The 24,745-nt window shown below is 49.2% G+C and carries 19 protein-coding genes; 10 read left to right on the top strand and 9 right to left on the bottom strand.

From position 1 onward, the window contains the following. Positions 1-106: 106 nt before the first annotated feature. From acs to dksA, 3 genes are all read right to left on the bottom strand, one after another. Complete coding sequence (gene acs / locus MEALZ_RS13930; protein WP_014149294.1) at positions 107-2,044, bottom strand: acetate--CoA ligase; 1,938 nt, start codon at positions 2,042-2,044, stop codon at positions 107-109. A gap of 439 nt (positions 2,045-2,483) precedes the next feature. Beyond that, complete coding sequence (gluQRS, locus tag MEALZ_RS13925; RefSeq protein WP_068794389.1) at positions 2,484-3,377, bottom strand: tRNA glutamyl-Q(34) synthetase GluQRS; 894 nt, start codon at positions 3,375-3,377, stop codon at positions 2,484-2,486. A gap of 29 nt (positions 3,378-3,406) precedes the next feature. Further along, positions 3,407-3,841, bottom strand: coding sequence for an RNA polymerase-binding protein DksA (gene dksA, locus MEALZ_RS13920; protein ID WP_014149292.1), 435 nt, complete (start codon positions 3,839-3,841; stop codon positions 3,407-3,409). A 112-nt stretch (positions 3,842-3,953) separates the two neighbouring features. Here dksA and MEALZ_RS13915 point away from each other — a divergent pair, with 112 nt between their 5' ends. Continuing rightward, entirely contained in the window at positions 3,954-5,123 is a 1,170-nt protein-coding gene (locus tag MEALZ_RS13915) for an aminotransferase class I/II-fold pyridoxal phosphate-dependent enzyme (protein ID WP_014149291.1), read from the top strand. A gap of 828 nt (positions 5,124-5,951) precedes the next feature. Here the strand turns inward: MEALZ_RS13915 and MEALZ_RS13910 are convergent. The 3 genes from MEALZ_RS13910 to MEALZ_RS13900 form a co-directional block, all read right to left on the bottom strand. Continuing rightward, on the bottom strand, positions 5,952-6,416 hold the full coding sequence (locus tag MEALZ_RS13910; RefSeq protein ID WP_014149290.1) for a peroxiredoxin: 465 nt from the start codon (positions 6,414-6,416) through the stop codon (positions 5,952-5,954). Between the two features lie 424 nt (positions 6,417-6,840). Beyond that, the gene (locus MEALZ_RS13905; protein ID WP_014149289.1) at positions 6,841-7,842 is read right to left on the bottom strand and encodes a class 1 fructose-bisphosphatase; all 1,002 of its coding nucleotides are present in this window, start codon (positions 7,840-7,842) and stop codon (positions 6,841-6,843) included. A 186-nt stretch (positions 7,843-8,028) separates the two neighbouring features. Next, positions 8,029-9,786, bottom strand: a complete 1,758-nt coding sequence (locus MEALZ_RS13900) for a sugar phosphorylase (protein WP_014149288.1) — start codon at positions 9,784-9,786, stop codon at positions 8,029-8,031. Positions 9,787-10,750: 964 nt separating this feature from the next. Here MEALZ_RS13900 and MEALZ_RS13895 point away from each other — a divergent pair. Genes MEALZ_RS13895 through MEALZ_RS13885 form a run of 3 tightly spaced genes read left to right on the top strand, consistent with a single transcriptional unit; the run spans position 10,751 to position 13,231 of the window. Then, positions 10,751-11,464 (top strand): MBL fold metallo-hydrolase, encoded by a 714-nt coding sequence (locus MEALZ_RS13895; protein WP_014149287.1) that lies wholly within the window; start codon positions 10,751-10,753, stop codon positions 11,462-11,464. A gap of 2 nt (positions 11,465-11,466) precedes the next feature. After that, positions 11,467-12,378 carry a sulfite exporter TauE/SafE family protein gene (locus MEALZ_RS13890; protein ID WP_014149286.1) on the top strand — a complete coding sequence of 304 codons (912 nt, stop codon included), beginning with the start codon at positions 11,467-11,469 and terminating at the stop codon, positions 12,376-12,378. 4 nt (positions 12,379-12,382) lie between these two features. Then, entirely contained in the window at positions 12,383-13,231 is an 849-nt protein-coding gene (locus MEALZ_RS13885) for a sugar nucleotide-binding protein (RefSeq protein ID WP_014149285.1), read from the top strand. A gap of 331 nt (positions 13,232-13,562) precedes the next feature. Here the strand turns inward: MEALZ_RS13885 and MEALZ_RS13880 are convergent, their stop codons facing one another. Both MEALZ_RS13880 and MEALZ_RS13875 read right to left on the bottom strand, forming a co-directional pair. Continuing rightward, positions 13,563-14,768, bottom strand: coding sequence for an acetate/propionate family kinase (locus MEALZ_RS13880; protein WP_014149283.1), 1,206 nt, complete (start codon positions 14,766-14,768; stop codon positions 13,563-13,565). Between the two features lie 459 nt (positions 14,769-15,227). Next, on the bottom strand, positions 15,228-17,618 hold the full coding sequence (locus tag MEALZ_RS13875) for a phosphoketolase family protein (protein WP_014149282.1): 2,391 nt from the start codon (positions 17,616-17,618) through the stop codon (positions 15,228-15,230). A gap of 487 nt (positions 17,619-18,105) precedes the next feature. Between MEALZ_RS13875 and MEALZ_RS13870 the strand changes: the two genes are divergently transcribed. The 4 genes from MEALZ_RS13870 to MEALZ_RS13855 all read left to right on the top strand — a co-directional run bounded on the left by MEALZ_RS13870 (position 18,106) and on the right by MEALZ_RS13855 (position 22,189). Next, positions 18,106-19,041, top strand: a complete 936-nt coding sequence (locus tag MEALZ_RS13870) for a Gfo/Idh/MocA family protein (protein WP_014149281.1) — start codon at positions 18,106-18,108, stop codon at positions 19,039-19,041. Between the two features lie 395 nt (positions 19,042-19,436). Beyond that, positions 19,437-20,534 carry a DegT/DnrJ/EryC1/StrS family aminotransferase gene (locus tag MEALZ_RS13865; protein ID WP_014149280.1) on the top strand — a complete coding sequence of 366 codons (1,098 nt, stop codon included), beginning with the start codon at positions 19,437-19,439 and terminating at the stop codon, positions 20,532-20,534. A gap of 22 nt (positions 20,535-20,556) precedes the next feature. After that, the gene (gene lpxB / locus MEALZ_RS13860; protein WP_014149279.1) at positions 20,557-21,708 is read left to right on the top strand and encodes a lipid-A-disaccharide synthase; all 1,152 of its coding nucleotides are present in this window, start codon (positions 20,557-20,559) and stop codon (positions 21,706-21,708) included. Positions 21,709-21,925: 217 nt separating this feature from the next. Further along, the gene (locus MEALZ_RS13855) at positions 21,926-22,189 is read left to right on the top strand and encodes a hypothetical protein (protein ID WP_014149278.1); all 264 of its coding nucleotides are present in this window, start codon (positions 21,926-21,928) and stop codon (positions 22,187-22,189) included. A gap of 447 nt (positions 22,190-22,636) precedes the next feature. Here the strand turns inward: MEALZ_RS13855 and MEALZ_RS13850 are convergent, their stop codons facing one another. Continuing rightward, positions 22,637-22,822, bottom strand: a complete 186-nt coding sequence (locus MEALZ_RS13850; protein WP_046061175.1) for a hypothetical protein — start codon at positions 22,820-22,822, stop codon at positions 22,637-22,639. 234 nt (positions 22,823-23,056) lie between these two features. Here MEALZ_RS13850 and recA point away from each other — a divergent pair, with 234 nt between their 5' ends. Then, on the top strand, positions 23,057-24,097 hold the full coding sequence (recA, locus tag MEALZ_RS13845; RefSeq protein WP_014149277.1) for a recombinase RecA: 1,041 nt from the start codon (positions 23,057-23,059) through the stop codon (positions 24,095-24,097). Positions 24,098-24,186: 89 nt separating this feature from the next. Beyond that, positions 24,187-24,690, top strand: coding sequence for a regulatory protein RecX (locus MEALZ_RS13840; protein ID WP_014149276.1), 504 nt, complete (start codon positions 24,187-24,189; stop codon positions 24,688-24,690). The last annotated feature ends 55 nt before the right edge of the window (positions 24,691-24,745 follow it).

Genomic DNA, 24,745 nt, shown 5'->3' with positions numbered 1-24,745 from the left:
ATGGGTTGTTTCTGCTTCTTAATACCATTTAATGGCAGTGTTTCCTTATGCTAAAAAATTGACTCACCTTTTATTCATTTACAGTTTTTCGATCGAAAAGTCGTCGTTATTTATTGGCTCTATGATCGATGATTTCATCTACAACCGATGGGTCTGCCAGCGTGGAGGTATCGCCTAGGCTGTCGATTTCGTTCGAGGCGACTTTTCTTAAAATACGCCGCATGATTTTTCCTGAGCGCGTTTTCGGAAGGCCCGGTGCCCATTGAATGATATCGGGGTGGGCGATGGCTCCGATTTCTTTTCTAACCAGATCGACCAATTCCTGCTTGAGAGCTTCGCTTGCGTGAACGCCGGAATTGAGCGTGACATAAGCATAAATGCCCTGGCCCTTGATAGGATGCGGGTAGCCCACCACGGCGGCTTCGGCGACGTCTTCATGCAAGACCAGCGCACTTTCGACTTCTGCGGTCCCCATGCGATGGCCCGAAACATTGATTACATCATCGACGCGGCCGGTGATCCAGTAATAACCGTCCCTGTCGCGGCGAGCGCCGTCGCCGGCAAAATAATAGCCCGGAAAATTTTTAAAATAGGTGTCGATAAAACGGTTGTGATCGCCGTAAATACTTCTGGCCTGACCCGGCCACGGGCGGCTCAATACTAGAACCCCCTCAGCTTCGCCTTCGAGTACATTACCGGCATTGTCGAGAATTTCCGGTTTAACGCCGAAGAACGGCAGTGTCGCCGAGCCCGGTTTCAATGCTATGGCGCCGGGCAGCGGCGTGATCAAAATGCCCCCGGTTTCGGTTTGCCACCAAGTATCCATGATAGGGCAGCGTTCGTTGCCGACGATGTGATAATACCATTCCCACGCTTCGGGGTTGATCGGTTCGCCGACCGTGCCGAGGATTCTTAAACTGCTGCGGTCGGTGCGATTGACAAAGTCGTTGCCTTGCGCCATCAAGGCGCGAATTGCAGTTGGCGCGGTATAAAAAATATTGACTTGGTGTTTATCGACGATGCGCCAAAATCGGTCGGGCTCGGGGTAGGTCGGAATACCTTCGAACATCAAAGTCGTTGCGCCGTTGCAGAGCGGTCCGTAAATGATGTAAGAATGGCCGGTGACCCAGCCGATATCGGCGGTGCACCAATAAATATCGCCGTCGTGATAATCGAATACATATTTATGCGTCATCGCGGCGAATAATAAATATCCGCCCGTGGTGTGCAGCAGGCCCTTCGGTTTACCGGTAGAACCCGATGTGTAAAGAATGAATAACGGGTCTTCGGCGGATAGGGTCTCGGGCGGGCAGTTGTCCGATGCGGTTTTCATCGCTTCGTGATACCAAATATCGCGTTTCGGCGTCCACGGAATATCATTTCCGGTGTTTTTGATGACGATGACAGTTTTGACATTCGGGCAGTGTGAAATCGCCTGGTCGACACTGGTTTTGAGCGGTATCTTTTTGCCGCCGCGAAGCCCTTCATCGGCGCAGATAACAGTGTGGCAGTCGGCGTCTTGTATGCGGTCGCGTAAAGAGTCGGCCGAAAAACCGCCGAACACGATGGAGTGGACTGCGCCGATTCGGGCACAGGCCAGGGTGGCGACGGCCGCTTCGACGATCATCGGCAGGTAAATACAGACTCGGTCGCCTTTTTTGACGCCTTGGCTTTTTAGAACATTGGCGAATTTGCAAACTTCTCGGTGCAATTCACGGTAACTGACTTTTTTGTCTTGAGCGGGATCGTCGCTTTCCCAGATAATCGCAGTTTGGTCGCCTCGTGTGGCTAAATGCCGGTCCAAGCAATTGTAGCTGACATTGAGTTCGCCGCCTTCGAACCAGCGGATGTAGCCTTTCGAATAGTCGTAATCCATGACTTTATCCCAAGGCTTGAACCAGTCGAGAAATTGTTCGGCTTGTTCGGCCCAAAAGGATTCCGGTTCATCGATCGATTGTCGATAAAGTGTTTTATAGCGTTCCGGTGTAATGTGAGCTCGGGCTGACAGTTCGGGATCGACAGGATAGGTTTTCACTTCAGTCATGATGAGTCCTTATGTTTTTTTGTTTACCGATTTACCGCCCCGTATCAGGTAACGCTTCCGGAAGACGCCGTGAACCCAGTACCTAAATTATCCAGGATAGTTAACTATGGCCAATGGGCTATGGAATTTAGGTGCTGGGTGAATACGTCCGTGTAGGCTTGAGCGCGGCATCCATGCCGCACACACTTCTTTCAGCGTCACCTGATATACTTCGCGCGGTCATGTTTTCGGCTTTTATGGCAATGCTATTTTGTTCGGTAGCAAGGCGCGAAAACAGGCGCATAGCAAGCTATGTAACTGTTTTCGCAAGCTTCCGCTCCTGCTCACGCCCCTTACCTACATCCATGTAGGTAACGCCGCTATCGGACAAAAGAGCGCGTTAGAAAGCCGCAAATGTGACCGTGCGAAGTATACATAAAGATAAAACAGGGTAGTCGTTTTAAATACAAGAGGCATCAAGGTCGGCAGCGGGGCAAATAGCGGTCATTGTTGATAAATGCCCGGGTTGCCAATGGCTGATGGCCCAGTCCAATATTTCGGATAAAGACGCATCGGCCAGTTCTTGCGGCGGCGCTTGCTTCAGTAATTCCAGCAAACTAAATATAACACGCGACGGATGGTCGGTAGCAACAGGCCGAGCGAACGATTGCTTGCTGAGTTTGATGCCGTGCGAGTCGGTAATTAACGGAACATGCATATAGCTCGGTTGCGTAAAGCCCAGTTTTTGTTGCAGATAGATCTGTTTGATCGTGGGGTCCAGTAGGTCGACACCGCGAACGATATCGGTAACGCCTTGTAGATGATCGTCGATGACGACCGTGAATTGATAGGAAAAGATCGCATCTTTTCTTCTTAAGATAAAGTCGCCGTGTTGGGTGGCAAGATCTTCGGACTGCGTGCCCTGCAAGCGATCGTTGAATGTCGAATGGATAGTCTCCACCCTAATGCGAACGGCATGAGGCGACTTTTCCGGAAAAGTTCGGTGTCGGCACAATCCGGGATAAATTGCGGAATGTTTTATCTCTGCGAGCGATTTACGGCTGCACAGGCACGGATAAAGCAATTCTTGGTCTTTTAATAGATCGAGGTAGTAGCGGTAGTGTTCAAGATGGCGGCTTTGGTAATAAACATCGCCGTTCCAGGTTAGACCGAATGTTTCCAGTGTCTTGAGAATCGAGTCGGCGGCACCTGCGACATTGCGCGGCGTATCGATGTCGTCGATTCTAACCAGCCATTGTCCTTCTTGATTTCGAGCGTCGAGAAAGCTTGCCAAGGCTGCATAAAGAGAGCCAAGATGAAGCGGGCCGGAAGGCGAAGGTGCGAACCGGCCGATATAGCGGGTGAGAACGGGGAAAGCCGGGGTTATCCCATTTGCTTTTCCCGAATTTCGTCGAGTGTTTTACAATCGATGCACATCGTTGCGGTAGGACGGGCCTCCAGTCGGCGGATGCCGATTTCAATGCCGCAAGACTCGCAATAACCGTAATCGCCCGATTCAATATCCTTTAACGCCTGATCGATTTTTCTAATCAGCTTGCGTTCGCGGTCGCGGGTCCTCAATTCCAGGCTAAACTCGGACTCTTGCGTGGCTCTATCATTAGGGTCGGGGAAATTTGCGGCATCGTCTTGCATATGATGCACAGTCCGATCCACTTCCTCCATTAGATTGGCTTTCCATTTTCGCAGAATGCTTTCGAAATGACGAAGCTGGGCTTCGTTCATATACTCTTCGCCCTCTTTTTCTTGATAAGGTTTAAAACTGAAAGGTGAGGAATCAGTTTTATTACTATCGCTCATCCGTTAACTCCCGGGAAGATTCAATTAAAAAACTGCGCATTTTTATCAGAACGGGAAGCGCATAGCAAGAATTATTGATATTATTTGTCGGTTTGTAATAAACCAAGAAAAAATGAATAAACAACCGGCGGATCGAACTGAAACAATTAGCGCTTTTTATGTCATGGCAATTTTAGATCGTGCCAAGGAATTAGAACGGCAGGGCAGGGATGTCATTCATATGGAGATTGGCGAGCCTGATTTTTTGGCGCCGCGAACCATCACCGATGCATCGATTGCTTATCTTGAGGCGGGGAATGTCAAATACACGCCTGCGGCCGGACTTTCAGAGCTTCGGACAAGGATTGCAAAATTTTATCGCGATCGCTACGGCGTGACTGTCGATGACGGGCGAATTTTTATTACGCCGGGGGCGTCGGGCGCCTTTTTGCTGGCCTTGGGCGCGAGTCTCAATGCCGGCGAAAAAGTGCTGATGTCCGATCCTTGTTATCCGTGCAATAGTAATTTCGTGAAGTTTTTGGGGGGGCGAGCGCAAACGATTCCGGTCGATGCGTGCAGCGATTTTCAATTGAATTCGGCGTTGATCGAAAAACATTGGTCGAGCGACTGCAAAGGCGCGGTTATTGCCTCGCCGTCGAATCCGACCGGTACCGTGATTGCTCCGGATATTTTGCGGCAAGCGATCGAGACGGTCGATGAGCGTAACGGCGTGTTTTATTCCGATGAAATTTATCACGGTCTGGTTTACGACGGAAACGATGCCGTTAGCGCATTACAGTACAGTCCGGATGTTTTTGTGATTAACAGTTTTTCGAAATATTTCGGCATGACCGGTTGGCGGGTCGGCTGGTTGATCGTGCCTGAAGTTTATGCAGAGGTAGTCGAAAAGCTTGCGCAAAATATTTTTATCGCGACGGCCAGTCATTCGCAATATGCGGCATTGGCGGCATTTGAAACCGCGACTTTGGAAAAATTGGAAAAGCGCCGATTAGAGTTTCAAAAAAGAAGAGATTTTCTCTACGGACGGTTACACGATTTGGGATTTAAACTCCCGGCCAAGCCGGACGGCGCATTTTATATATATGCCGATTGTTCGCGTTTTACCGACGACAGTTACCGTTTCGCGTTGGATTTACTCGAATCCGAAGGCGTTGCGGTGACGCCAGGCAAGGATTTTGGTGTTAACCAAGCCGAGCGTTTCATACGCTTTGCTTATACTACGTCGATTGAAAGAATGGGCGAAGCGATGGCGCGTTTGGCACGTTTTATTGGGGAAAGGTGAAAGGTTTAAGGTTTAAGGTTTAAGGTTTAAGGTTTAAGGTTCAAGGGGAAAGAGGAAAGAGGAAAGAGGAAAGAGGAAAGAGGGGGCGCCAACTCAAGGAAAAAACGTGTCCCCCCGCCATGGACTGGCGAAATCCTTTAGCCGTAGGATGGGTAGCAGCGAAGCGGAAACCCATCGCTTTGTTTGAGCGCAGGTACGGTTGCGGTAACGCCGACATCAACCAACCCTGCGATTTGTCACAATGGCGCTCATGACCTTCCTGCCAATAGCGATTTAGCTGCGGCGGAGAGCGATGTTTAGGATTCGGTCATAAGTACTTCCCTATTTTTAATGCACGGTAAGCAGGTTCGGTTGCTCGATTGACAGGTGTCGGCGGCAGGGAAAGCCGCCGTCAAGCCTACACGGACGTATTCACGGCGTCCTGTCAAGCGAGTTACCGAACCCGCTACAAAACTCATAGCTCCAGGAAGTTATTTTTCACGAAATCCTTACTCCCTTTTGATCGAAAAACCGTCGAAGAATAAAAGGTATGGGATGTGTCTATCAAGGACCGCCGTAAACCCATCCATGGGGCTTGACGGCAGCGATCGAACGCCAGGGATGGCGTGAATGCGGATTTTGCATGGAGCAAAAATCTGCCCTGCTGCCGACATCCTCGCTAGCCACACCCCATACCTTCATAAAGGTAACCATTTTTTGAGTATAAAGGGAGTAGCTTGATGCGTATAGGTTTATAACCCCGTCCGAAACGTTTCACCCTAGCCGAAGCAAGTCGAAACGTTGGAGACGAGTTAATTAACCCGTCTCGCAGAAGTGCTTTTTCCTGGGTCAAAGATTCTTAACTTTCTCCAGCACCGTTTGTGCATGGCCTTCGGGGTTGACTCCGTATTCGACATCGGCCAAATTGCCTTGCTTATCGATAATGAATGTCGATCTGAAAATCGCCATGCTCTTGACGCCGTTTTTTTCTCTTTCGCGCCAGACGCCGTAACTTTCGCAGAGTTCTCCGTTGGTGTCGGCCAGTAAATCGACCTTGAGACCGAATTTGTCGATAAATGCTCGATGGCTTTCGCAGTTATCCTTGCTGACGCCGATGACGACCGTATCGTATTCGGCGAATTCCGATGCCTTTTGAGTAAATTCATTGGCTTCTATCGTGCAGCCGGGTGTATCGTCCTTAGGGTAAAAATAAAGGACCACGTTCTTTTTGCCGAGATAATCGGACAGGCTGACGGGCTGATCGTACTGATTAACCGATTGGAAATCCGGTGCTTTTTGCTGTGCTTCTAACATGAGTTACCCCTGAATTTATGTTTGGTGGAATATATACCTTTCGCACTTCAAATTTCGGCAGTGCCCGAGGAGGCGCCGGGGTGCTCGGTCGATTTTTGCTCCTCGGCAATTGCTCCTGCATTGCCCTAATACACGCCATCCGTGGCGTAATGCAAAATCGACATTCACGCCATCCATGGCGCTCGCAAAGGCTTTGCCAGCATGGAGCTGGCATAGAGCCTATATGGACGTATTCACCCAGCACCTAAATTCCATAGTCCATTGGCTATGGTTAGCTATCTTAAATAATTTAGGTGCTGGGTTCACGGCGTCCTTTGACGGACACCCCGGCGCCGAATTTCGATCTACGATGGGTATACTTCGCGTACTGTAAGCAATACGTTTCGCGCGGATTAAGCGCCCAACTAGGATGCGCAGTGGCATCCTACGACTGATGATACTCGATAATCCGGTCAACTTCGCTTTTCGAACCCAGAATTAACGGAACGCGTTGATGCAGGCCCTTCGGTTGAACGTCGAGCATGCGCTCCCGGCCTGTTGAACAGGCGCCGCCGGCTTGTTCGACGATAAAGGCGACCGGATTGGCTTCATACATCAAGCGCAATCTACCTGGCTTAGCAGGATCGCGCAAATCATAGGGATATAAAAATACGCCTCCTCGGGTTAAAATCCGGAAAACTTCGGCCACCAAGGATGCTACCCAGCGCATGTTGAAGCTTTTGCCGCGCGGGCCATTTTCGCCTGCCACGCATTCGTCGATATAACGCTTGACCGGCGCTTCCCAAAACTGTTGGTTCGACATATTGATAGCGAATTCGGAGGTTTCGCTTGGAATGGTCATATTGGGATGCGTCAGAATGAACTCGCCGATGTCCTGATCAAGCGTAAAACCGTTGACGCCATGACCGGTCGTCAAGATCATCATCGTCGACGGGCCGTACAGCACAAAGCCAGCGCAGACTTGTTCGCCGCCTTTTTGTAAAAAGTCTTTGAGTTGCGGTTCATCGGTTCCGTTATAGCGCAAAATGGAAAAAATGGTTCCGACGGTCAAATTGACGTCGATGTTGGAAGATCCGTCCAGCGGATCGAATAGCGCTAGGTATTTACCGCGCGGATAATGATCGGGAATTCGGATGATGTCGTCGACTTCCTCTGAAGCCATGCCTGATAGGTGCCCCGTCCAGATTAGCGAATCCACCATGATATCGTTGGTGATGATGTCCAGTTTTTTCTGTACCTCGCCCTGAATGTTTTCCGAATCCGCGCTGCCCAGAACGCCGATTAAGTCTCCTCGATTAACCATGTGAGATATCTGTTTGCAAGCTTTGACGATGTCGTTCAGTAATAATGTAAACGTTCCTGAAACGCCAGGAAATTCGCGTTGTTGCTCGATGATGAACCGGGTTAGGGTAACATTTTTGGTCATATTCTTTTGGTCTCTATTTGAGTAGGGTTAAAGCCCGTAAGGATTTCGTGATATCTTTCGTAAATTAAAATTCGGCAATGGGGTGCCTTTCAAGGGACGCCATGTATCCGTCCCACTGCCGACATCCTCGCCAAGCATAGCCCACATTCTTTTGGATACCCAAATTGGAAATTGCAGAAACAACTGCTAATCCAAGGCTTCGAGCCAGGCGGTTTGGTAAGGATACAAAATCAACTCGGCAGTGTTTTTGTTGATGGCGGTGCGCTCGATCAAATCTCGCCACAATCCCGACCCTTCGGGGCGGGGATGATTAGGCAATGTCATGGTTTGTCGTTGCGGCGTAATATTGCTTACGACCAGGATGCGTTGGCGATGATCCGGGCTAGTGCGCCAAAATGAAAACAAGGCTGGGCTGGCGCTTAGCGTTTCCTGAGCCGAGTCCGGATGAAAGGCGGCTTGCCTTCTTCGAATGCTGAGTAACCGTTTGAATTCATGAAATATAATCGCATTTGGGCTATGAGGGTTATTTAACAAGTCCATCAATTCGCTATATTCCCATTTATGTCGGTTGATCGATCGCGTTTTGCCCGATTGCTCGACGCCATGATAATCATTAGCGGTTGCGATCAGGCTATTGATGTAAATGGCCGGAATCCCCTGCAACGATATCATGATGGTATGCGCGCATATAAATCGTTGGATCTGCCATTGATCGAGGCCCAAAGACGTACCTTTAAGGGCGTCGAACAACGCGATATTGATTTCGTAAGGTGCGGGACGCCCGTCCAAACCGGTGCGCGTGCTGACATAACCGCCGTATTCGTGCATCGCATCGACCAAAACCTTGACTTCCTGCTCAGGCAATATGCCTTCCGCCGGACGCAGGCCAATGCCATCGTGAGATGCAATAAAATTCAAATAGGTGCAATTTTTTTGCGGACGTGGCATATCCTTGGCCCAACGGGTCAAGTAATCCGAGTTACCCTGGTACAGAGCATGCAATAATAGCGGCGGTAGCGTGAATTGATAAACCATGTGTGCTTCGTCGCTGTTGCCGAAATAGCTTAGGTTTTCGCCGTTCGGTACATTGGTTTCGGTGATAAGAACCGTGTCGGGCGCAATAAGGTCGACAATGTCGCGTAATAATTTGACGACTTCGTGCGTTTCGCGCAAGTTGATACAGCGGGTGTCCAATTTTTTCCACAGAAATGCGACCGCATCCAGTCGAATAAATCGAGAACCTTTTTCGATATACAGCAGTAAAATGTCGATAAACTCGAACAGCACGTCGGGATTAGCGAAGTTGACGTCAATTTGGTCTTCGCCGAATGTCGCCCAAACATAGCGTACGCCTTGGTGGGTATGCGCGGGTACTAGTACCGGCGTGCTGCGCGGGCGTACGACCGAACTTACATCGGTATTTTCCGGCAATTCGATAAAATAATCGCAGGCCGGTTTTTTATGACTCAGATAATCGATAAACCAAAGATTTTCGCGGGAAACATGATTGATCACCAAGTCGGTCATTAAGCTAAAGTCTTGCGCAATACGCTCGATGTCGCGCCAGTCGCCTAATTGCGGATCGACCGTTTTGTAGTCGATCACTGCAAAGCCGTCGTCGGAGCTGAACGGAAAATAAGGCAAAACATGAATGCTATTGATGCAATCTTTTAGATGAAGTAATGAAAATTCGTAGAGCGTCGCTAAGGGTTTGGCGTCGGTTTGCCGGATGTTATCGCCGTAGGTGATCAGAATGACATCCTGCTCGTTCCAATATTCGGGAAGAGGTTGTGCCTTCGGGACCGAAAAATGCTGCATACGGTCGAGTAAGCGGTTCATTAAGTCTTTCGTACGCTCTTCGCCGTAAAGAAATATTAGTCGTGATTCCGCGCGTTGCGTGAACCAAAAAGGGAATTCTTGAATAATGGATTGAGATTTTGCCACGCTTTCACCTGTTTCAGTTAACTATCTTTTCCGTCTCTGAGGGACGGGTTGTTTAACCCGTCCCTCCAAATCGAATATGCGGTTCCGATTTTAAGCAAGTTTAAAAATCATTGTTGCTTATATACCTTTCGTACTTCAAATTTTGGCAAAGCTTAAGGAGGTGCCGGGGTGCTCGGCAAAGGCTTTGCCAGCATGGATGCTGGCATAGAGCCTACATGGAGGTATTCACGGCGTCCTTTGACGGGCTCCCCGGTGCCGAATTTTGATCCACGATGGGTATAATCTACTAAGCAGTATTCATGCCTGCGACCGAACAAATAAAATGGTTACTTATTCGCACTAAAATTGTGCGTTAATAGTTATCGTGCTCTATTTTAGGGATATGATAAATAAAATTCCGGTCGTATCGATGTCAATAGGTTTTCTGCGCTCGGTAATATTCACGTTTCATCGATTTAGCGCCGGCTCATTTTATTGAACATTGATGGTATCCACGCATTTATTGTTTAGGGACGAGCATGAAATAACTTCGACAACTGTTGGGAGGGGGGGGCGGTGGCTCGATTGACAGGCGTCGGCGGCGATGTATACCTTTCGCACTTCAAATTTCGGCGATGCTTAAGGAGGCGCCGGGGTGCTCGGCAAAGGCTTTGCCAGCATGGATGCTGGCATAGAGCCTACATGGACGTATTCACGGCGTCCTTTGACGGGCACCCCGGTGCCGAATTTTGATCTACGATGGGTATATTTCAATAGGTTATCTATAGACTTCGAGTAACCTTTAAGGAGTGCAAAAATGTTTTGCAAAGGCATAGCAAGTTATCGAATTAACTTCTTATTCTTAATGGTCTTCATGGTGAAATGCTTTTTCTAGGGTTGACAATGCTTCACTTTCAAGAGCGCATTCCGTACAATCAATATTAGCATTTAATTATAGAATGACTCATTGCTTCGGAGACTCGCCATGATTTTTAGACAACTTTTTGAACCCGATACCTTTACCTACAGCTATCTGCTGGCTTGTGAACGTACCCGAAAAGCTATTATTATCGATTCGGTCGAAAGCGAAGCCGATATGTACATGGAATTATTAGACGATTTGGATTTGACGCTGATCAATACTCTGGAAACACACGTTCATGCCGACCACATTACCGCGGCCGGCTTGTTGAGAGACAGGCTGGGCAGCAAAAGCATCGTGCATCGCGATGCCGGAGCAATATGCGCCGATTTGCTCGTTACCGACGGTGTGGAACTGCAGGTCGGCGACATCGAAATCAAGGTCCTACATACGCCCGGCCATACTTCCGGTTGCGTCAGTTATGTGATCGGCGACCGGGTCTTTACCGGCGATGCCTTGCTTATCAACGGCTGCGGGCGCACGGATTTTCAGGAAGGCGACGCCGGGACCCTGTACGACAGTATTACTAAAAAACTGTTTTCGCTACCGCCCGACACGCTGGTATTTCCCGCTCATGATTACAACGGTAAAACCGTTTCGACGATACGTCAGGAAATCGATTCGAACGCCCGGCTCGGCGCAGGTAAAAGCAAGGCCGAATTCATCACTATCATGCATAATCTGGATTTACCGTACCCTAAGTATATCGATGAAGCGCTGCCGGCCAATCAAGCCTGCGGTCAACCGGGCCGGGATACTTTGATTCGGCAGGGCTAATCATGTATTTGTTGATCGCGCTGGCGACACTGATCGGTATTCTGCTCGGTTTGTTGGGCGGCGGCGGTTCGATTCTGACCGTACCGGTGCTGGTTTATGTAGTCGATTTATCGGCTAAAGATGCGATCGTCACTTCTTTGGTCGTGGTCGGTTTGACCAGCATCATTGCAGTAATCAATCATGCGAGGCATGGCTTCGTGTGCTGGAAAACCGGTTTCACGTTCGGTGCGGCCGGTATGGCCGGCGCTTTTTTGGGCGGGCGCAGTTCCGCTTTTATTCCCGGTCCGATTTTATTGGTGCTGTTTGCTGTCGTGATGATTACGGCTTCGTTTTCAATGTTAAGGGGAAAACGGGGGGCATCTGAAGTCGCCGTAGAGGAGACCGATACTTCGAAAAATCTTTGTACGATTCATTTGCCGGTCATGGCGATTTTATTCGACGGTTTTTTGGTTGGATTCGTGACGGGCTTGGTCGGTGTCGGCGGCGGCTTTTTGCTGGTTCCGGCGCTGAATTTTTTGGCAGGTCTGCCGATGCACGCCGCTATCGGTACTTCTTTGTTCATCATCGTGCTGCAAGCCGGCGCCGCGTTGGCAGGTCATGCCGATCACATGCATATCGATATAGAATTAACAGCTTTGGTCGCAGGTTTTGCAATACTAGGTAGCCTAATCGGAAGTTTTGCCTCAAGCAAAATCGACAGCCGATATCTAAAACCGGCCTTCGGCTTGTTCGTTTTGGGGTTGGGCAGTTTTATCCTCTATCGTGAAACGGATATGGCCATGATTGAGCAAATCCGCCAGTTAGCTCAAAAACATCAGGATTTTTTATTCGGCGGCTTGGCAATGATAGCAATTATGCTTTTCTACCGGCTTTGGCTTTTTTTACATTCATTTCGAAGTAACAAATCTACTTAAAGCGATGACAAAATTACTGATTGCCGGTTACGGCGACATCGGCGCTAGGCTTGCCTCGATTCTTGATAGCAATCTTTATCAGGTTTTCGGCCTTAAAAGAAATCCGCCTATGAGGAATGATGGCGGAACGCGTTTTATCAAAGCCGACCTGACACGGCCTAAGGATCTCGAACGGATCGATTGCGATTTTGACCAAGTGCTCTACTTACCAACGCCCGGCGGACGCGATGCCGAAGCCTATCGTGCCGTTTTCGATACGGCATTGAACAATCTGATACAACGATTTAAAGCCGACGGCCGCATGCCGCAATGGTTTTTTGTTTCATCCACCGGCGTTTACGGGCAAACAGCGGGTGAATGGGTGGATGAATCTTCGGATGCCCAACCGAATACCGTAACTGGGCAAATCATCCGTAAGGCCGAGCAAACGCTGTTGGAGCATGATCCTGGCGCGGTCGTCGTTCGGTTTTCCGGTATTTACGGGCCGGGCAGAGAACGCCTTTTACAAATGGCGTCGCGGCAAGCCGCCATTCAAGTCGACCCGCCTTATTACACGAACCGAATTCACCAAGACGATTGCGCGGCTGTGTTGGCTTTTTTAATGAAAAAGCATATCGAAGGAGGGCATCTGGACAATTTTTATTTGGCCAGCGACGACAATCCCGCGCCGATGTGGGACGTGATTTTATGGCTCGCTCAACAAATGAACAGCCAACCGCCGATCGCAAAACCTGCCGATAATGTTCCGGATCAAAACAAACGATGTCGGAATAGTCGCTTGAAGACCTTGGGGTTTCGGTTTAAATACCCGACTTATCGGGAGGGTTATGGGGAGATGTTTAATTTAGGTTAAAGAGGAAAGAAGAAAGGGGAAGGATGAAAGAGGCAGTAGGATGGGTAGGAGCGAAGCGGAAACCCATCATGGAGACCCCGCAAACGGCAGGAAACTATTGCGGCTGGATTTATAAAATCCGTTCGGCGAGAGATTCGGTGGTGGGGTTGAAACGATGGGTTTCGGCTTCCGCCTCTACCCATCCTACGTAAGCTATGTGTTGAATTTTAGGTCAATCGATGCGATCCAGCGGCGGAATATAATAATGCATGGCCGCTTTTATGGGACCTAACGTGTTGAAGAATTTTTCCATGGTGTTGGGTGCCCGGTAAACCGTTCAGTCTAAATATTTTCATGCGTGATCTTTATCAAGCACAGCCATGGCTTCCCGGGCAATTTGCAATTCTTCGTCAGTTTTAATGACTAGAATACGGGTTCGACTTTCGGCAAGCCCGATTTCGGCGATAGCTCCGGTCACGTCGCTATTGGCCGCTTCATCAATGGCGATGCCGAGACGCGACAGGCCTTCGCAGGCTAAACGGCGCACTTCGGCCGCGTTTTCGCCGACGCCGCCGGTAAAAACCAGAGCGTCGACTTCGCCGAGTACCGCGTAGTAAGCGCCGATATATTTCTTGATTCGATAGCAATACAGATCGAGAGCCAAGCGGGCTCGTTCATCGCCTGCATTTGTTTGTTCGAGCACGGTTCTTAAGTCGTTGGTACCACATAAGCCTTTTAATCCGGATTCGCGGTTCAATGCCCGGTCGATTGCGTCCGTGTCGGTATTTTCGGTTTGTTCGACAAATAGCGGTATTGCCGGGTCCAAATCGCCGCTACGCGTGCCCATTACCAAACCTTCCAGCGGCGTAAACCCCATCGACGTATCGACGGAGCGGCCGTTTGCAATCGCTGTTGCGCTCGCGCCATTGCCCAAATGCAAAGTAATCAGATGGCTGCGATCGAAAGGTTTACCGATAAATTCGGCGGCCCGTCTCGCCACATAATGATGAGAGGTGCCGTGAAAACCGAATCGGCGTATGCCGTAATCGCTATACCAAGTTTCCGGAATCGCATAACGATAGGCGTGGGGCGGCATCGTTTGGTGAAATGCCGTATCGAATACCGCCACCTGTGGTACGCCCGGGAAATGAGCCAAGCAACTCTCGATGCCAAGCAAGTTAACCGGATTATGCAGCGGCGCTATTCGGCAGAGTGCGCGCATCGACGCTATCGTATCGTCATCGACCAAGGCAGGGCCGGAGAACCGATCGCCGCCATGCACGACGCGGTGGCCTATTGCATCGACCGAGCAATTTTCGCCCAAAATCTCGAAGACTGCCTTGAAGGCTTGGTGATGATCGGCAGCGATGACCGACTGCTTGATTTCATTTAAACGACCCGAATCGTCGGCTCTATGAATGATCCTGCTTTCCTGTTCTCCGATGCGTTCCAGCAAGCCGTCTGCCAGTACCTGCTCTTGCGGCAGAGCAATCAATCGATACTTGATTGAGGAACTGCCGCTGTTGATCACGAGAATGTTGCCGTTTGGTATTGTCATATCCTTAAAATGATTTTGGTAAACGCTGTTTTACAAATAAAAACCTGATTAGCAAGTTTCTTCAGCTAAAGCCCAAAAACCAGCATATCCCTAGCAGGACGGGGTTTGCAACCCCGTCCTAAACGTTTTGACTTTGGCCGAAGTTAGCCGAAATGTTTAGGGCAAACCGAAACGTTGGGGACGGGTTAAATAACCCGTCCCGCAGAAGTGGCTACGACTGGCCACTGCTCGGACAATTGGCTTCAGCAAGCTGAAGCATCTTGCTAATCAGGTTTGTCATTACCCTAAAAAGAGCTGTTGAGAGCCCCTTCGGCTACGCTCAGGAGAGCCTTGTCGAAGGGTGAACGGTAGTTTGAGGCTTCACCAGTCCGGTGAAAGTATTGTGGACCCTTCATGCTTCGACTTGGCTCAGCACGAACGGTCTACAACATAGGCCAACTGCTCTTTTCAGGATTACTGTTAAAACGGCCATTGCCAACCGGTGATTTCGGGTTTATCGGTGCCGTGTTGATGCGCATAACGAAGATTCTCGATGATTTCGTTTTTCATGAGCTCCTTGAGATGGGCCGCCCTGATTTGCAATTTCGGAACCCGGTCGATGACATCGATGACTAGATTGAAGCGATCGACTTCGTTCAGAATCGCAAGCTCCATGGGTGTATTGATATTGCCGCGTTCTTTATAGCCCCGCACATGCAGATTTTCATGATTCTTGAAGCGATAGGCCAATTTGTGAATCAACCAGGGATAGCCGTGGAAATTGAAAATGACCGGTTTGTCGACCGTGAATAGGCTATCGAATTCGCGATGACTTAAACCGTGAGGATGTTCGGTGTTCGGTTGCAGTTTGAATAAATCGACCACATTGACAAAACGGACTTTCAAATCCGGTAGATGCTCACGCAGAATGGCCGTTGCGGCCAGCGCTTCCAAGGTTGCGACATCGCCGCAGCAAGCCATGACTACGTCCGGGTCTTGACCTTGGTCGTTACTGGCGCGTTCCCAAAGTCCGACACCCTTGGTGCAATGCACAATCGCTTCTTCGATCGTCAAAAACTGAAGATGTTTTTGCTTGTCCGCGACTATGACGTTGATATAGTCGGTCGAACGCAGGCAATGATCGGCAACCGAAAGCAGGGTGTTCGCATCGGGCGGCAAATAGACGCGGGTCACCGATGGGCTTTTGTTCGTGACCAGATCGATAAAGCCGGGGTCTTGGTGCGAGAAGCCGTTATGATCCTGACGCCAGACGGTCGAGGACAACAAGATATTTTGCGAAGATACTTTCGCTCGCCATGGCACATGGTTTTTACTAGTGTCGAGCCATTTTGCATGTTGGTTGAACATCGAATCGACGACGTGGGCGAAGGCTTCGTAGGTATGAAAAAAGCCGTGCCGGCCGGTCAGCAAGTAGCCTTCGAGCCAGCCGACCAGGGTATGTTCGGAGAGCATTTCCATGACGCGCCCGTCCCGGCTCAATTCGCCGCCGTCTTCGTCTTCGGGTAAAAAATCCGCCATCCAGGTCTTTTTGGACGCTCCATAGACCGCTTGCAAGCGGTTCGATGCGGTTTCGTCCGGACCGAAAATCCGGAAATTTGTCATGTTGTTCTTTAGAACGTCCCGTAAAAATTCGCCCAGCGGCTTGGTGTTTTCATGTTCGGCTTGGCCGAGCCGGTTGACTTCGACCGCATAGTCTCGAAAATCGGGTAATTTGAGCGCCTTGCGCAATAAGCCGCCGTTGGCGTGAAGATTGGCGCTCATTCGGCGCTGGCCTTGTGGAGAAAGTTCTCTGAGTTCTTCCGCTAGGCGGCCGTTGTCGTCGAATAGCTCTTCCGGTCGATAGCTTTGCAGCCATTCCTCCAGTAAGCGCAAGCCGGACGAACTGGTGCCAGCGTCGGCAAAGGGCACTTGATGAGATCGCCACGAGCCTTCGGATTGATGGCCGTTGATTGTTTTCGGTCCGGTCCAGCCTTTCGGAGACCGTAACACGATCATCGGCCAGCGCGGGCGCTCTGCGATTCCGCTTTCTCGGGCGGACTTTTGAATGGTTTTGATTTCGGCGATGGCTTCATCAACAACGGAAGCCATTTTTTGATGCATTTCGGCCGGATCGCTGCCTTCGACGAAATAGGGCCGGTAACCATAACCGATAAACATGGCCTCCAGTTCTTCGTGACTGATGCGGGCAAGAATTGTCGGATTGGCGATTTTGTAGCCATTCAGATTGAGAATGGGCAAGACCGCGCCGTCGCGTATCGGATTCAAGAATTTATTCGAATGCCAAGCAGTCGCCAATGGTCCCGTTTCCGCTTCGCCGTCGCCGACCACGCACGCGACAATCAAGTCCGGATTGTCGAATGCTGCGCCGTAGGCATGTGCGAGACTGTAGCCCAATTCGCCGCCTTCATGGATCGAACCGGGCGTTTCCGGCGTGACATGCGAGCCGATCTGGCCCGGGAATGAAAATTGTTTGAAGAATTTACGCATGCCTTCCGTGTCTTCGCTTTTATCGGGATAGACTTCGGAATAGGTGCCTTCCAAGTAACTCGGCCCTAAAACGCCGGGGGCTCCATGACCGGGACCGGCGATAAAAATCACATCGAGCTCGTCACGTTTAATCAAACGATTGAGATGCGCCCAGGCAAACGACAAAGCGGGACTGGCTCCCCAGTGGCCTAATAAACGATGTTTGACATGTTCGGTCGACAAGGGTTCTTTCAGGAGAGGATTAGCTCGGAGATAAATCATGCCGACCGACAAATAATTGCAGGCGCGCCACCAAGCATCGATTTTTCTTAATTCTTCGGCATCGAGAGGACCGGAAATAGATAATGATTCATCAGTGCTCATAGGGGTCTCCTTTAATTTAGGGTTGTCCGAAAATTTCATGAAACAGAGATTAGACTCAATTTTCTGGTTCATGGCTACAATATAACGCAGATGTGACTGCAATGTGACCGTTTTGATGTATACCTTTCGCACTTCAAATTTCGGAAGTGCCCGAGGAGGCGCCGGGGTGTCCGGCAAAGGCTTTGTCAGCATGGAGCTGGCATAGAGCCTACATGGACGTATTTACCCAGCACCTAAATTCCATAGCCCATTGGCCATGGTTAATTGTCTTGGATAATTTAGGTGCTGGGTTCACGGCGTCCTTTGGCGGACACCCCGGTGCCGAATGTTCGCTATGAATCTTGTGTCTGGAGCATCTTGCTTGATGCTTTGCAAAAGTCCGTTTCATGGATTAAACGTAATAGTCTACAATGCATCATTTACATAATTCACAGGAACGCGAAGTATGCGATAGCGTTGCTGTCTGACGAGAATTTTAGTTGGCACTATGAAAAAATTAAAATGTGCGGTTATTGGAACCGGTTATCTCGGTAAGTTTCATGCCGAGAAATATGCATCACTGCCCGATTGCGAATTGACGGCAGTCGTCGATATTAACGAAACGGCCGCGCGCAATGTCGCTGAAAAACATGGTGCAAGGGCCTTGACCGAATATCAGTCTTTGTTGGGTCAGGTCGATGCGGTCAGTATCGTTGTGCCGACGACCTTGCATCATCGGGTTGCCAAAGATTTTCTCGAATCCGGCGCGCATGTTTTGGTCGAAAAGCCGATTACCGTGACGGTCGATGAAGCCGATGACTTAATCGCCATTGCCGAGCGCAACAAAGTCATTCTGCAAGTCGGTCATCTGGAGCGCTTTAACCCGGCTGTGCTAGGTCTTGGGCAAGCGGAAGAAAAACCGCTATTTATCGAATCGCACCGCTTGTCTCCATTCAATCCGCGCGCCAACGATGTTAGCGTCGTGCTGGATTTAATGATTCACGACATCGATATCATTTTGGCTTTGGTCGATTCCGAAGTCGAGCGTATCGATGCTAGCGGTACGGCGGTGCTGACTTCCGATATCGATATCGCCAATGCCCGTTTGGTATTCAAGAGCGGTTGCGTCGCGAATGTCACGGCCAGCCGTATCAGTATGAAAATGGAACGCAAAATGCGTATGTTCAGGCCGAGTTCTTATATCTCGGTCGATTTCCAAAATCGGGTGCTGACCAAGCACAAAACGGGGCCGAAAGAAATGTTCCCCGGAATTCCTGAGATATTGACCGAAGAGTCGGTGTTCGAAAACGGCGATGCGCTGCTTGAAGAAATCAAACATTTCGTCAATTGTATCCATTCAGGAAGCAACCCGCTGGTGTCTGGCGAGGCCGGTAGACGCGCATTGGCGACAGCATTGGCAATTTCCAAGGCGTTGAATAAATAACAGCAAGATGGTAATTATTCATACCCCCTATCGTTCCCACGCAGAGCGCCACTGCCATTAAGTTAAGCCGTTCGTGATGAGCCTGTCGAACCATGGACGGCTTAACTTATCGACCCAGGATTTTTCCATTCACCCTTCGACAGGCTCAGGGCGAACGGAAAAATCCTTAACTTAATGGCAGTGACACTCCGGTGTGGGAATGAAGACCGAGATGCTCTAGCGTCTCGTACCGCTGGAGCGGTACTCAGGCGTTCCCACGCAGAGCGTGGGAACGATAATTTCCGGGGGGCTGAATAGTTACGCAAGATGGGCGAGCAGATTTTTGTCCGGTCTATTCGGCCTGAGCGATTCAAGTTAAAAAAAATTTATAGTTCTACAAAGAGGCGTTAATCGACATGATCCCTATGGTAAATTTGAAGGCCCAATATGCCGAAATCAAAGATGAAATCGAGCAAGGGCTTGAGCAAACGATTGAAAATTGTTCCTTCATATTGGGGCCGAATGTTCAAGGCTTCGAGAAGGAAGCGGCCGATTATTTAGGGGTTAAGCATGCCATCGGTGTGGCTTCAGGAACCGATGCGCTGCATTTGGCGTTAGCTGCCGAAGGCATCGGCGCCGGCGATGAAGTCATTACGACGGCTTTCACATTCATTGCCACGGCCGAGGCGATCTGCTATGTCGGTGCAAAACCGGTCTTCGTCGATATCGATCCGCGCACCTTCAATATCGACCCGGAAGCGATCGAGCGGGCGATCACGCCGAAAACCAAGGCCGTGATGCCGGTACATTTGTTTGGACAGCCGGCCGATATGGCAAGAATCAAAGAAATTTGCGCCAAACATCATCTGAAATTGATTGAAGATTGCGCGCAATCGTTCGGCGCTCGAATTGACGACAAACAAACCGGCAGTATCGGTAATGCGGCCGGGTTTAGCTTTTTTCCGAGTAAAAATCTCGGCGCATTCGGCGACGGAGGTCTGGTCACGACGAATTCGGACGAGACTGCCGCGAAAGTCAAAATGCTGCGCAATCACGGCTCCGATGTGCGCTATTATCATGATGTGATCGGCTATAACAGCCGGCTCGACGACATGCAGGCCGTGGTTCTGCGTGTCAAATTGAAACGCATCGAACAATATAATCAAGGCCGCCGCCGCGCCGCGCACTTGTATTCGAAATTGATGGCTGATTTGCCGTTGACCGTGCCTTATGAAGACGGCTTGGGCGAGCATGTCTATCATCAATACACATTGCTATGCGATCGGCGCGATGACGTGCTGAAAGCCTTGCAAGACAAGCAAATCGGTTGCGCGATTTATTATCCGGTGCCCTTGCACCGGCAAAATGTCTTCAAGGAAGCCTATGCCGATGTATCTTTGCCGGTGACCGAATCGGTTGCCGCGAACTGCATGGCGCTGCCGATTTGTCCGAATTTGTCGGATGAAAACATCGAAATCATCGTCGGCGTGATTCGTTCCGTGCTGACGGCTTGATCAATCGCTGAGGGACCTGCTTTTGACAACTACCCGGCCTTTTAAGGTCATATTCAGCGCCGGCGAATCCTCCGGCGACCGTCATGCCGCGCACATGTTTCTCGAATTGAAGAGCCTGCATCCCGACATTGAAGGGCTTGGTATGGGCGGGGCGGCGATGCGCGAAGCCGGCATCGATATCCGTTGCGATTCGTCGAATATCGGGGTAATCGGCGTCGTCGAAGTGCTTAAGCATTATCGGGAAATCCGGCAAGCCTTAAAGCAAATGCAACGTTTATTGGTTGACGAGCGGCCCGATTTGCTGGTTTGCGTCGATTATAAGGAATTCAATTTTAAATTGGCCAAATTTGCAAAAAGCATCGGCGTCAAGGTGTTGTTTTATGTAAGTCCTCAAGTTTGGGCTTGGCGTCCTGGGCGAGTTAAGCAATACGGTCAAGTGATCGATAAGATGGCGGTGATTTTTCCTTTTGAAACAGCCTATTATGAAGCGGAGAACGTACCGGTAAGTTATGTTGGGCATCCGTCGATCGACAAAGTGCACCCTCGGTACACGAAACATGAAGACCTGGATCGTTTCGGGCTAGACGGCGAGCGTCCCGTCATTGGGTTGATGCCCGGCAGCAGAAAACAAGAAATTGAACGATTGCTGCCGGTGATGCTGGACGCCGCGTCGATTGTGCTTTCCCTTGTGCCCGGTGCGCAATTCATTTTGCCGCAAGCCCAAAGTGTCAGCGACGAGCTGCTTCGGTCATATCTCGATCGTTCCGAGTTGGCAATCAAGGTTATTAAAAACGAAACCTACGATGCGGTTCAATGTTGTACGGCGATCATGACGAGTTCAGGAACCGCTACGCTGGAAATTGCGCTACTACAGGTGCCGATGGTTATCGTTTACAAACTATCCGAATTGACCTACTGGCTCGGAAGGTTGTTAGTGAAAACTCCTTTTATCGGCTTGCCCAATATCGTTGCGGGTAAGGCGGTGGCCAAAGAATTGATACAGCACCAAGCTAACGCGAAAAATATGGCCGATGAAATCGTCAAACTATTGAGCGATCGAGCTTATTACGATGCGGTAAAGTCCGATTTGATTGCCATTAAAAATACGCTGGGAAGTGGAGAAGGGTCGAAAAACATGGCGATCCTGGCTTTAGAAATGTTGACCGAAAAATAAGAAAGACGGTTCGGTTTTAGCTACCGGGCAGAGGTTAGGGTTTGTATTTCCTAGTAAATTACTAGGGTTTGCTTATAATGCATTGCGCGATAAACTATAAGCGAAATTTTAGTTTCCATGACTACTGTGTTATACCCATCGTAGATGAAAATTCGGCCTCGGGGAGCCTATTTTGATCTGCGGGCATAAATTCGGTAAAAAGCTAGGAGTAGAGGATATGAGTCATCTGTTCGACAGCATCAAACAAACGGTTTTTGCGCGATTAAACCATTATGGCGATGACAAAGATAACGAATTATCCGAAGAGTCGTCACAAACCGCCGCGGTAACTTGTCGCGCTGAGTCGAAGGCATTGCATCCGGGAAGAAGGCGCTTAAAGGAAAACTATACCAGTCATTGGGATTTGGATTATTTGCCTAGAGAAGAAATGGATCAATTGATTGAAAAGTCAAAAGATAAATCGGATATTAATTCTGATTGATTTATTTTTGGGCGGAGGCTGTAATGGGTTGGGGCGAAGTCATTGATGCGAGGTAGTGTCGAGTGGGTTGGGTGAGAAACGGCCTATAAAAGGCGTTAGTTATAAGGCGTCGTTTCGCGCGTTGCTCTCGACTGCCTACATCAGGCGCTTAATAGCCTATGAACACCAACAATTTCAAAAATATTTCAGTTTATAAGCGCGAACACAGCAAAGCAATTAGCTAACATGGTTTTTTTTCGATACCCAAACTTACATTGTTGTATGTGTCGACTGCCAATTCCAGACGCAGTCTACCGCTCACATTTCGTGTAAGCATCGAACAAAACAGCATTGGCATAACCAAGTAAATAGTTAGTAAGTCGTTTAAATTGAACGAGACACATTAGCTGTGCCAAATAAAATACGCTATGTCATAATAAGCCCTTTTTAGCGATGGCTGTTACCGCTTTATCGAAAGGCGATGACTAGCAATGCCGATTCTTCCAATGGCAAAGATCGGATAGGTGGTTTTTTTAAATTTAGGATTTGGTCATAAATAACTTCCCTATTTTTTGGTTCAGGGTAGGCAGGTTCGGTAACTCGATTGACAGGTGTCGGCGGCAGGGCAGATTTTTGCTCCTGCAAAATCTGCATTCATGCCATCCATGGCAATCAGATTCCGCCGTCAAGCCTACACGGATGTATTTACGGCGTCCTGTCAAGCGAGTTACCGAACCCGCTAGAAAGCTCATGATTCCAGGAAGTTATTTGTCACGAAAGCCTTAGTATGAATTGTACTTTTAGAAAGAAACAGCGAACGCCTAACAGAAGACATTTTGCAGCAGAGTGTTTTCGAAATAGAAACCAGTTTAAATGAGGGCAATATAAATGGATGAGAACAAGAAAAAAGCACTTGGCGCTGCCTTGATGCAGATCGAAAAACAATTCGGCAAAGGCTCGGTGATGCGGATGGGCGATGTGGCCGCTTCTCGAGATATCCAGGTTGTCTCGACCGGTTCTTTATCCTTGGATATTGCTTTAGGATGCGGGGGGCTACCGCGTGGAAGGGTGATTGAAATTTACGGCCCGGAGTCGTCAGGTAAAACCACATTGACTTTATCGGTTATCGCGCAAATGCAAAAACTGGGCGGGACCGCCGCGTTCGTCGATGCCGAGCATGCACTCGATCCCGGTTATGCCGAAAAAATCGGCGTCAACGTCGACGATTTATTGGTTTCTCAACCCGACACCGGCGAGCAGGCGCTAGAAATTACCGATATGCTGGTTCGTTCGGGAGCAGTCGATATCGTCGTCGTCGATTCGGTTGCAGCGCTCACCCCGAAAGCCGAAATCGAAGGCGATATGGGCGATTCGCACATGGGCTTGCAAGCCCGCTTGATGTCTCAGGCGCTCAGAAAATTGACCGCTAATATCAAGCGTTCGAATACCTTGGTGATATTCATAAATCAGATTCGCATGAAAATCGGCGTCATGTTCGGCAGTCCGGAAACGACGACCGGCGGCAATGCCTTAAAATTTTATGCTTCGGTGCGTTTGGATATTCGACGCATCGGCTCGGTTAAAAAAGGCGACGAAGTGATCGGCAACGAAACCCGCGTCAAGGTCGTCAAAAACAAGGTCGCGCCGCCTTTCAAGCAGGCTGAATTCGAGATTCTTTATGGTGAAGGCGTGTCCTTTTATGGCGAATTAGTAGACTTAGGCGTGTCTTACGGTTTTATACAAAAAGCCGGCTCATGGTACAGCTATAACGATGAAAAAATCGGGCAAGGCAAGGACAATGTTAAACAGTTTTTGAAAGAGCATCCCGAAAAAGCGGCGGATATCGAAGCGAAAATCAGAGCCGAAGCTTTTGCCGCGTTGCGTGTGTCGGCTGAAAAAGCCGATGAAGAGGTTCTTCCGGAAAAATAAAATTGGGCGAATTACTGAAGGGGGCTTGTCGGCAGTCATACCCTATACCTTCATAAAGTCAGCCATTTTTTCAGTATAAAGGGAGTAGCATGGACGCCGATCTTAAATCGATTAAAGATGTGTGTTTACGATTGTTGGCGCGTCGTGAACACAGTCGACTGGAATTGAAAAACAAATTATTATCGAGAGGATTCGATAAAGATAGGATAGGCCGCGTGCTGGACAATTTGGTCGAGCAAGATTGGCTGAGCGATAGCCGTTTCGCCGAATGTTACGCGCGTCAACGAATCGAAAAGGGTTTCGGTCCGAATCGTATAGATTACGAGCTTCGACAATTAGGAATAGAAAACTTTGATTTGCAAGAAATCGTTACGGAAACAGCGGGTAGTTGGTTAAATGTTTTGCTAGAGGTGTATCGAAAAAAATATCGGCAAGAAGATGCGATAACGTTGTCTGAATGGAGTAAACGAAGCCGGTTTTTATTGCAACGAGGGTTTTCCGGTGGCATGATCGCCGTTTTGCCCGAACACTTGAACATTAAAATTAACCAAGCTTTAACATTTATGGATGGTAAGGCATTGAAAAATAAATGATAATATTCAACTCTATAGTCCTGGTCACTACATTTGTTAAAGCTGGGTTAAGTAA

Origin of the sequence: Methylotuvimicrobium alcaliphilum 20Z (assembly GCF_000968535.2) — a bacterium.
GTDB classification, from domain to species: domain Bacteria; phylum Pseudomonadota; class Gammaproteobacteria; order Methylococcales; family Methylomonadaceae; genus Methylotuvimicrobium; species Methylotuvimicrobium alcaliphilum.
This window is presented reverse-complemented; position numbering and strand designations above follow the sequence as displayed.

Bases quoted from the DNA above. Each gene is read 5' to 3' on its own strand.
- acs (WP_014149294.1), bottom strand. From the start codon at position 2,044: ATGACTGAAGTGAAAACCTATCCTGTCGATCCCGAACTGTCAGCCCGA.
- dksA (WP_014149292.1), bottom strand. From the start codon at position 3,841: ATGAGCGATAGTAATAAAACTGATTCCTCACCTTTCAGTTTTAAACCT.
- MEALZ_RS13915 (WP_014149291.1), top strand. From the start codon at position 3,954: ATGAATAAACAACCGGCGGATCGAACTGAAACAATTAGCGCTTTTTAT.
- MEALZ_RS13910 (WP_014149290.1), bottom strand. From the start codon at position 6,416: ATGTTAGAAGCACAGCAAAAAGCACCGGATTTCCAATCGGTTAATCAG.
- MEALZ_RS13905 (WP_014149289.1), bottom strand. From the start codon at position 7,842: ATGACCAAAAATGTTACCCTAACCCGGTTCATCATCGAGCAACAACGC.
- MEALZ_RS13895 (WP_014149287.1), top strand. From the start codon at position 10,751: ATGATTTTTAGACAACTTTTTGAACCCGATACCTTTACCTACAGCTAT.
- MEALZ_RS13890 (WP_014149286.1), top strand. From the start codon at position 11,467: ATGTATTTGTTGATCGCGCTGGCGACACTGATCGGTATTCTGCTCGGT.
- MEALZ_RS13885 (WP_014149285.1), top strand. From the start codon at position 12,383: ATGACAAAATTACTGATTGCCGGTTACGGCGACATCGGCGCTAGGCTT.
- MEALZ_RS13880 (WP_014149283.1), bottom strand. From the start codon at position 14,768: ATGACAATACCAAACGGCAACATTCTCGTGATCAACAGCGGCAGTTCC.
- MEALZ_RS13875 (WP_014149282.1), bottom strand. From the start codon at position 17,618: ATGAGCACTGATGAATCATTATCTATTTCCGGTCCTCTCGATGCCGAA.
- MEALZ_RS13870 (WP_014149281.1), top strand. From the start codon at position 18,106: ATGAAAAAATTAAAATGTGCGGTTATTGGAACCGGTTATCTCGGTAAG.
- MEALZ_RS13865 (WP_014149280.1), top strand. From the start codon at position 19,437: ATGATCCCTATGGTAAATTTGAAGGCCCAATATGCCGAAATCAAAGAT.
- MEALZ_RS13855 (WP_014149278.1), top strand. From the start codon at position 21,926: ATGAGTCATCTGTTCGACAGCATCAAACAAACGGTTTTTGCGCGATTA.
- MEALZ_RS13850 (WP_046061175.1), bottom strand. From the start codon at position 22,822: ATGCAGATTTTGCAGGAGCAAAAATCTGCCCTGCCGCCGACACCTGTC.
- recA (WP_014149277.1), top strand. From the start codon at position 23,057: ATGGATGAGAACAAGAAAAAAGCACTTGGCGCTGCCTTGATGCAGATC.
- MEALZ_RS13840 (WP_014149276.1), top strand. From the start codon at position 24,187: ATGGACGCCGATCTTAAATCGATTAAAGATGTGTGTTTACGATTGTTG.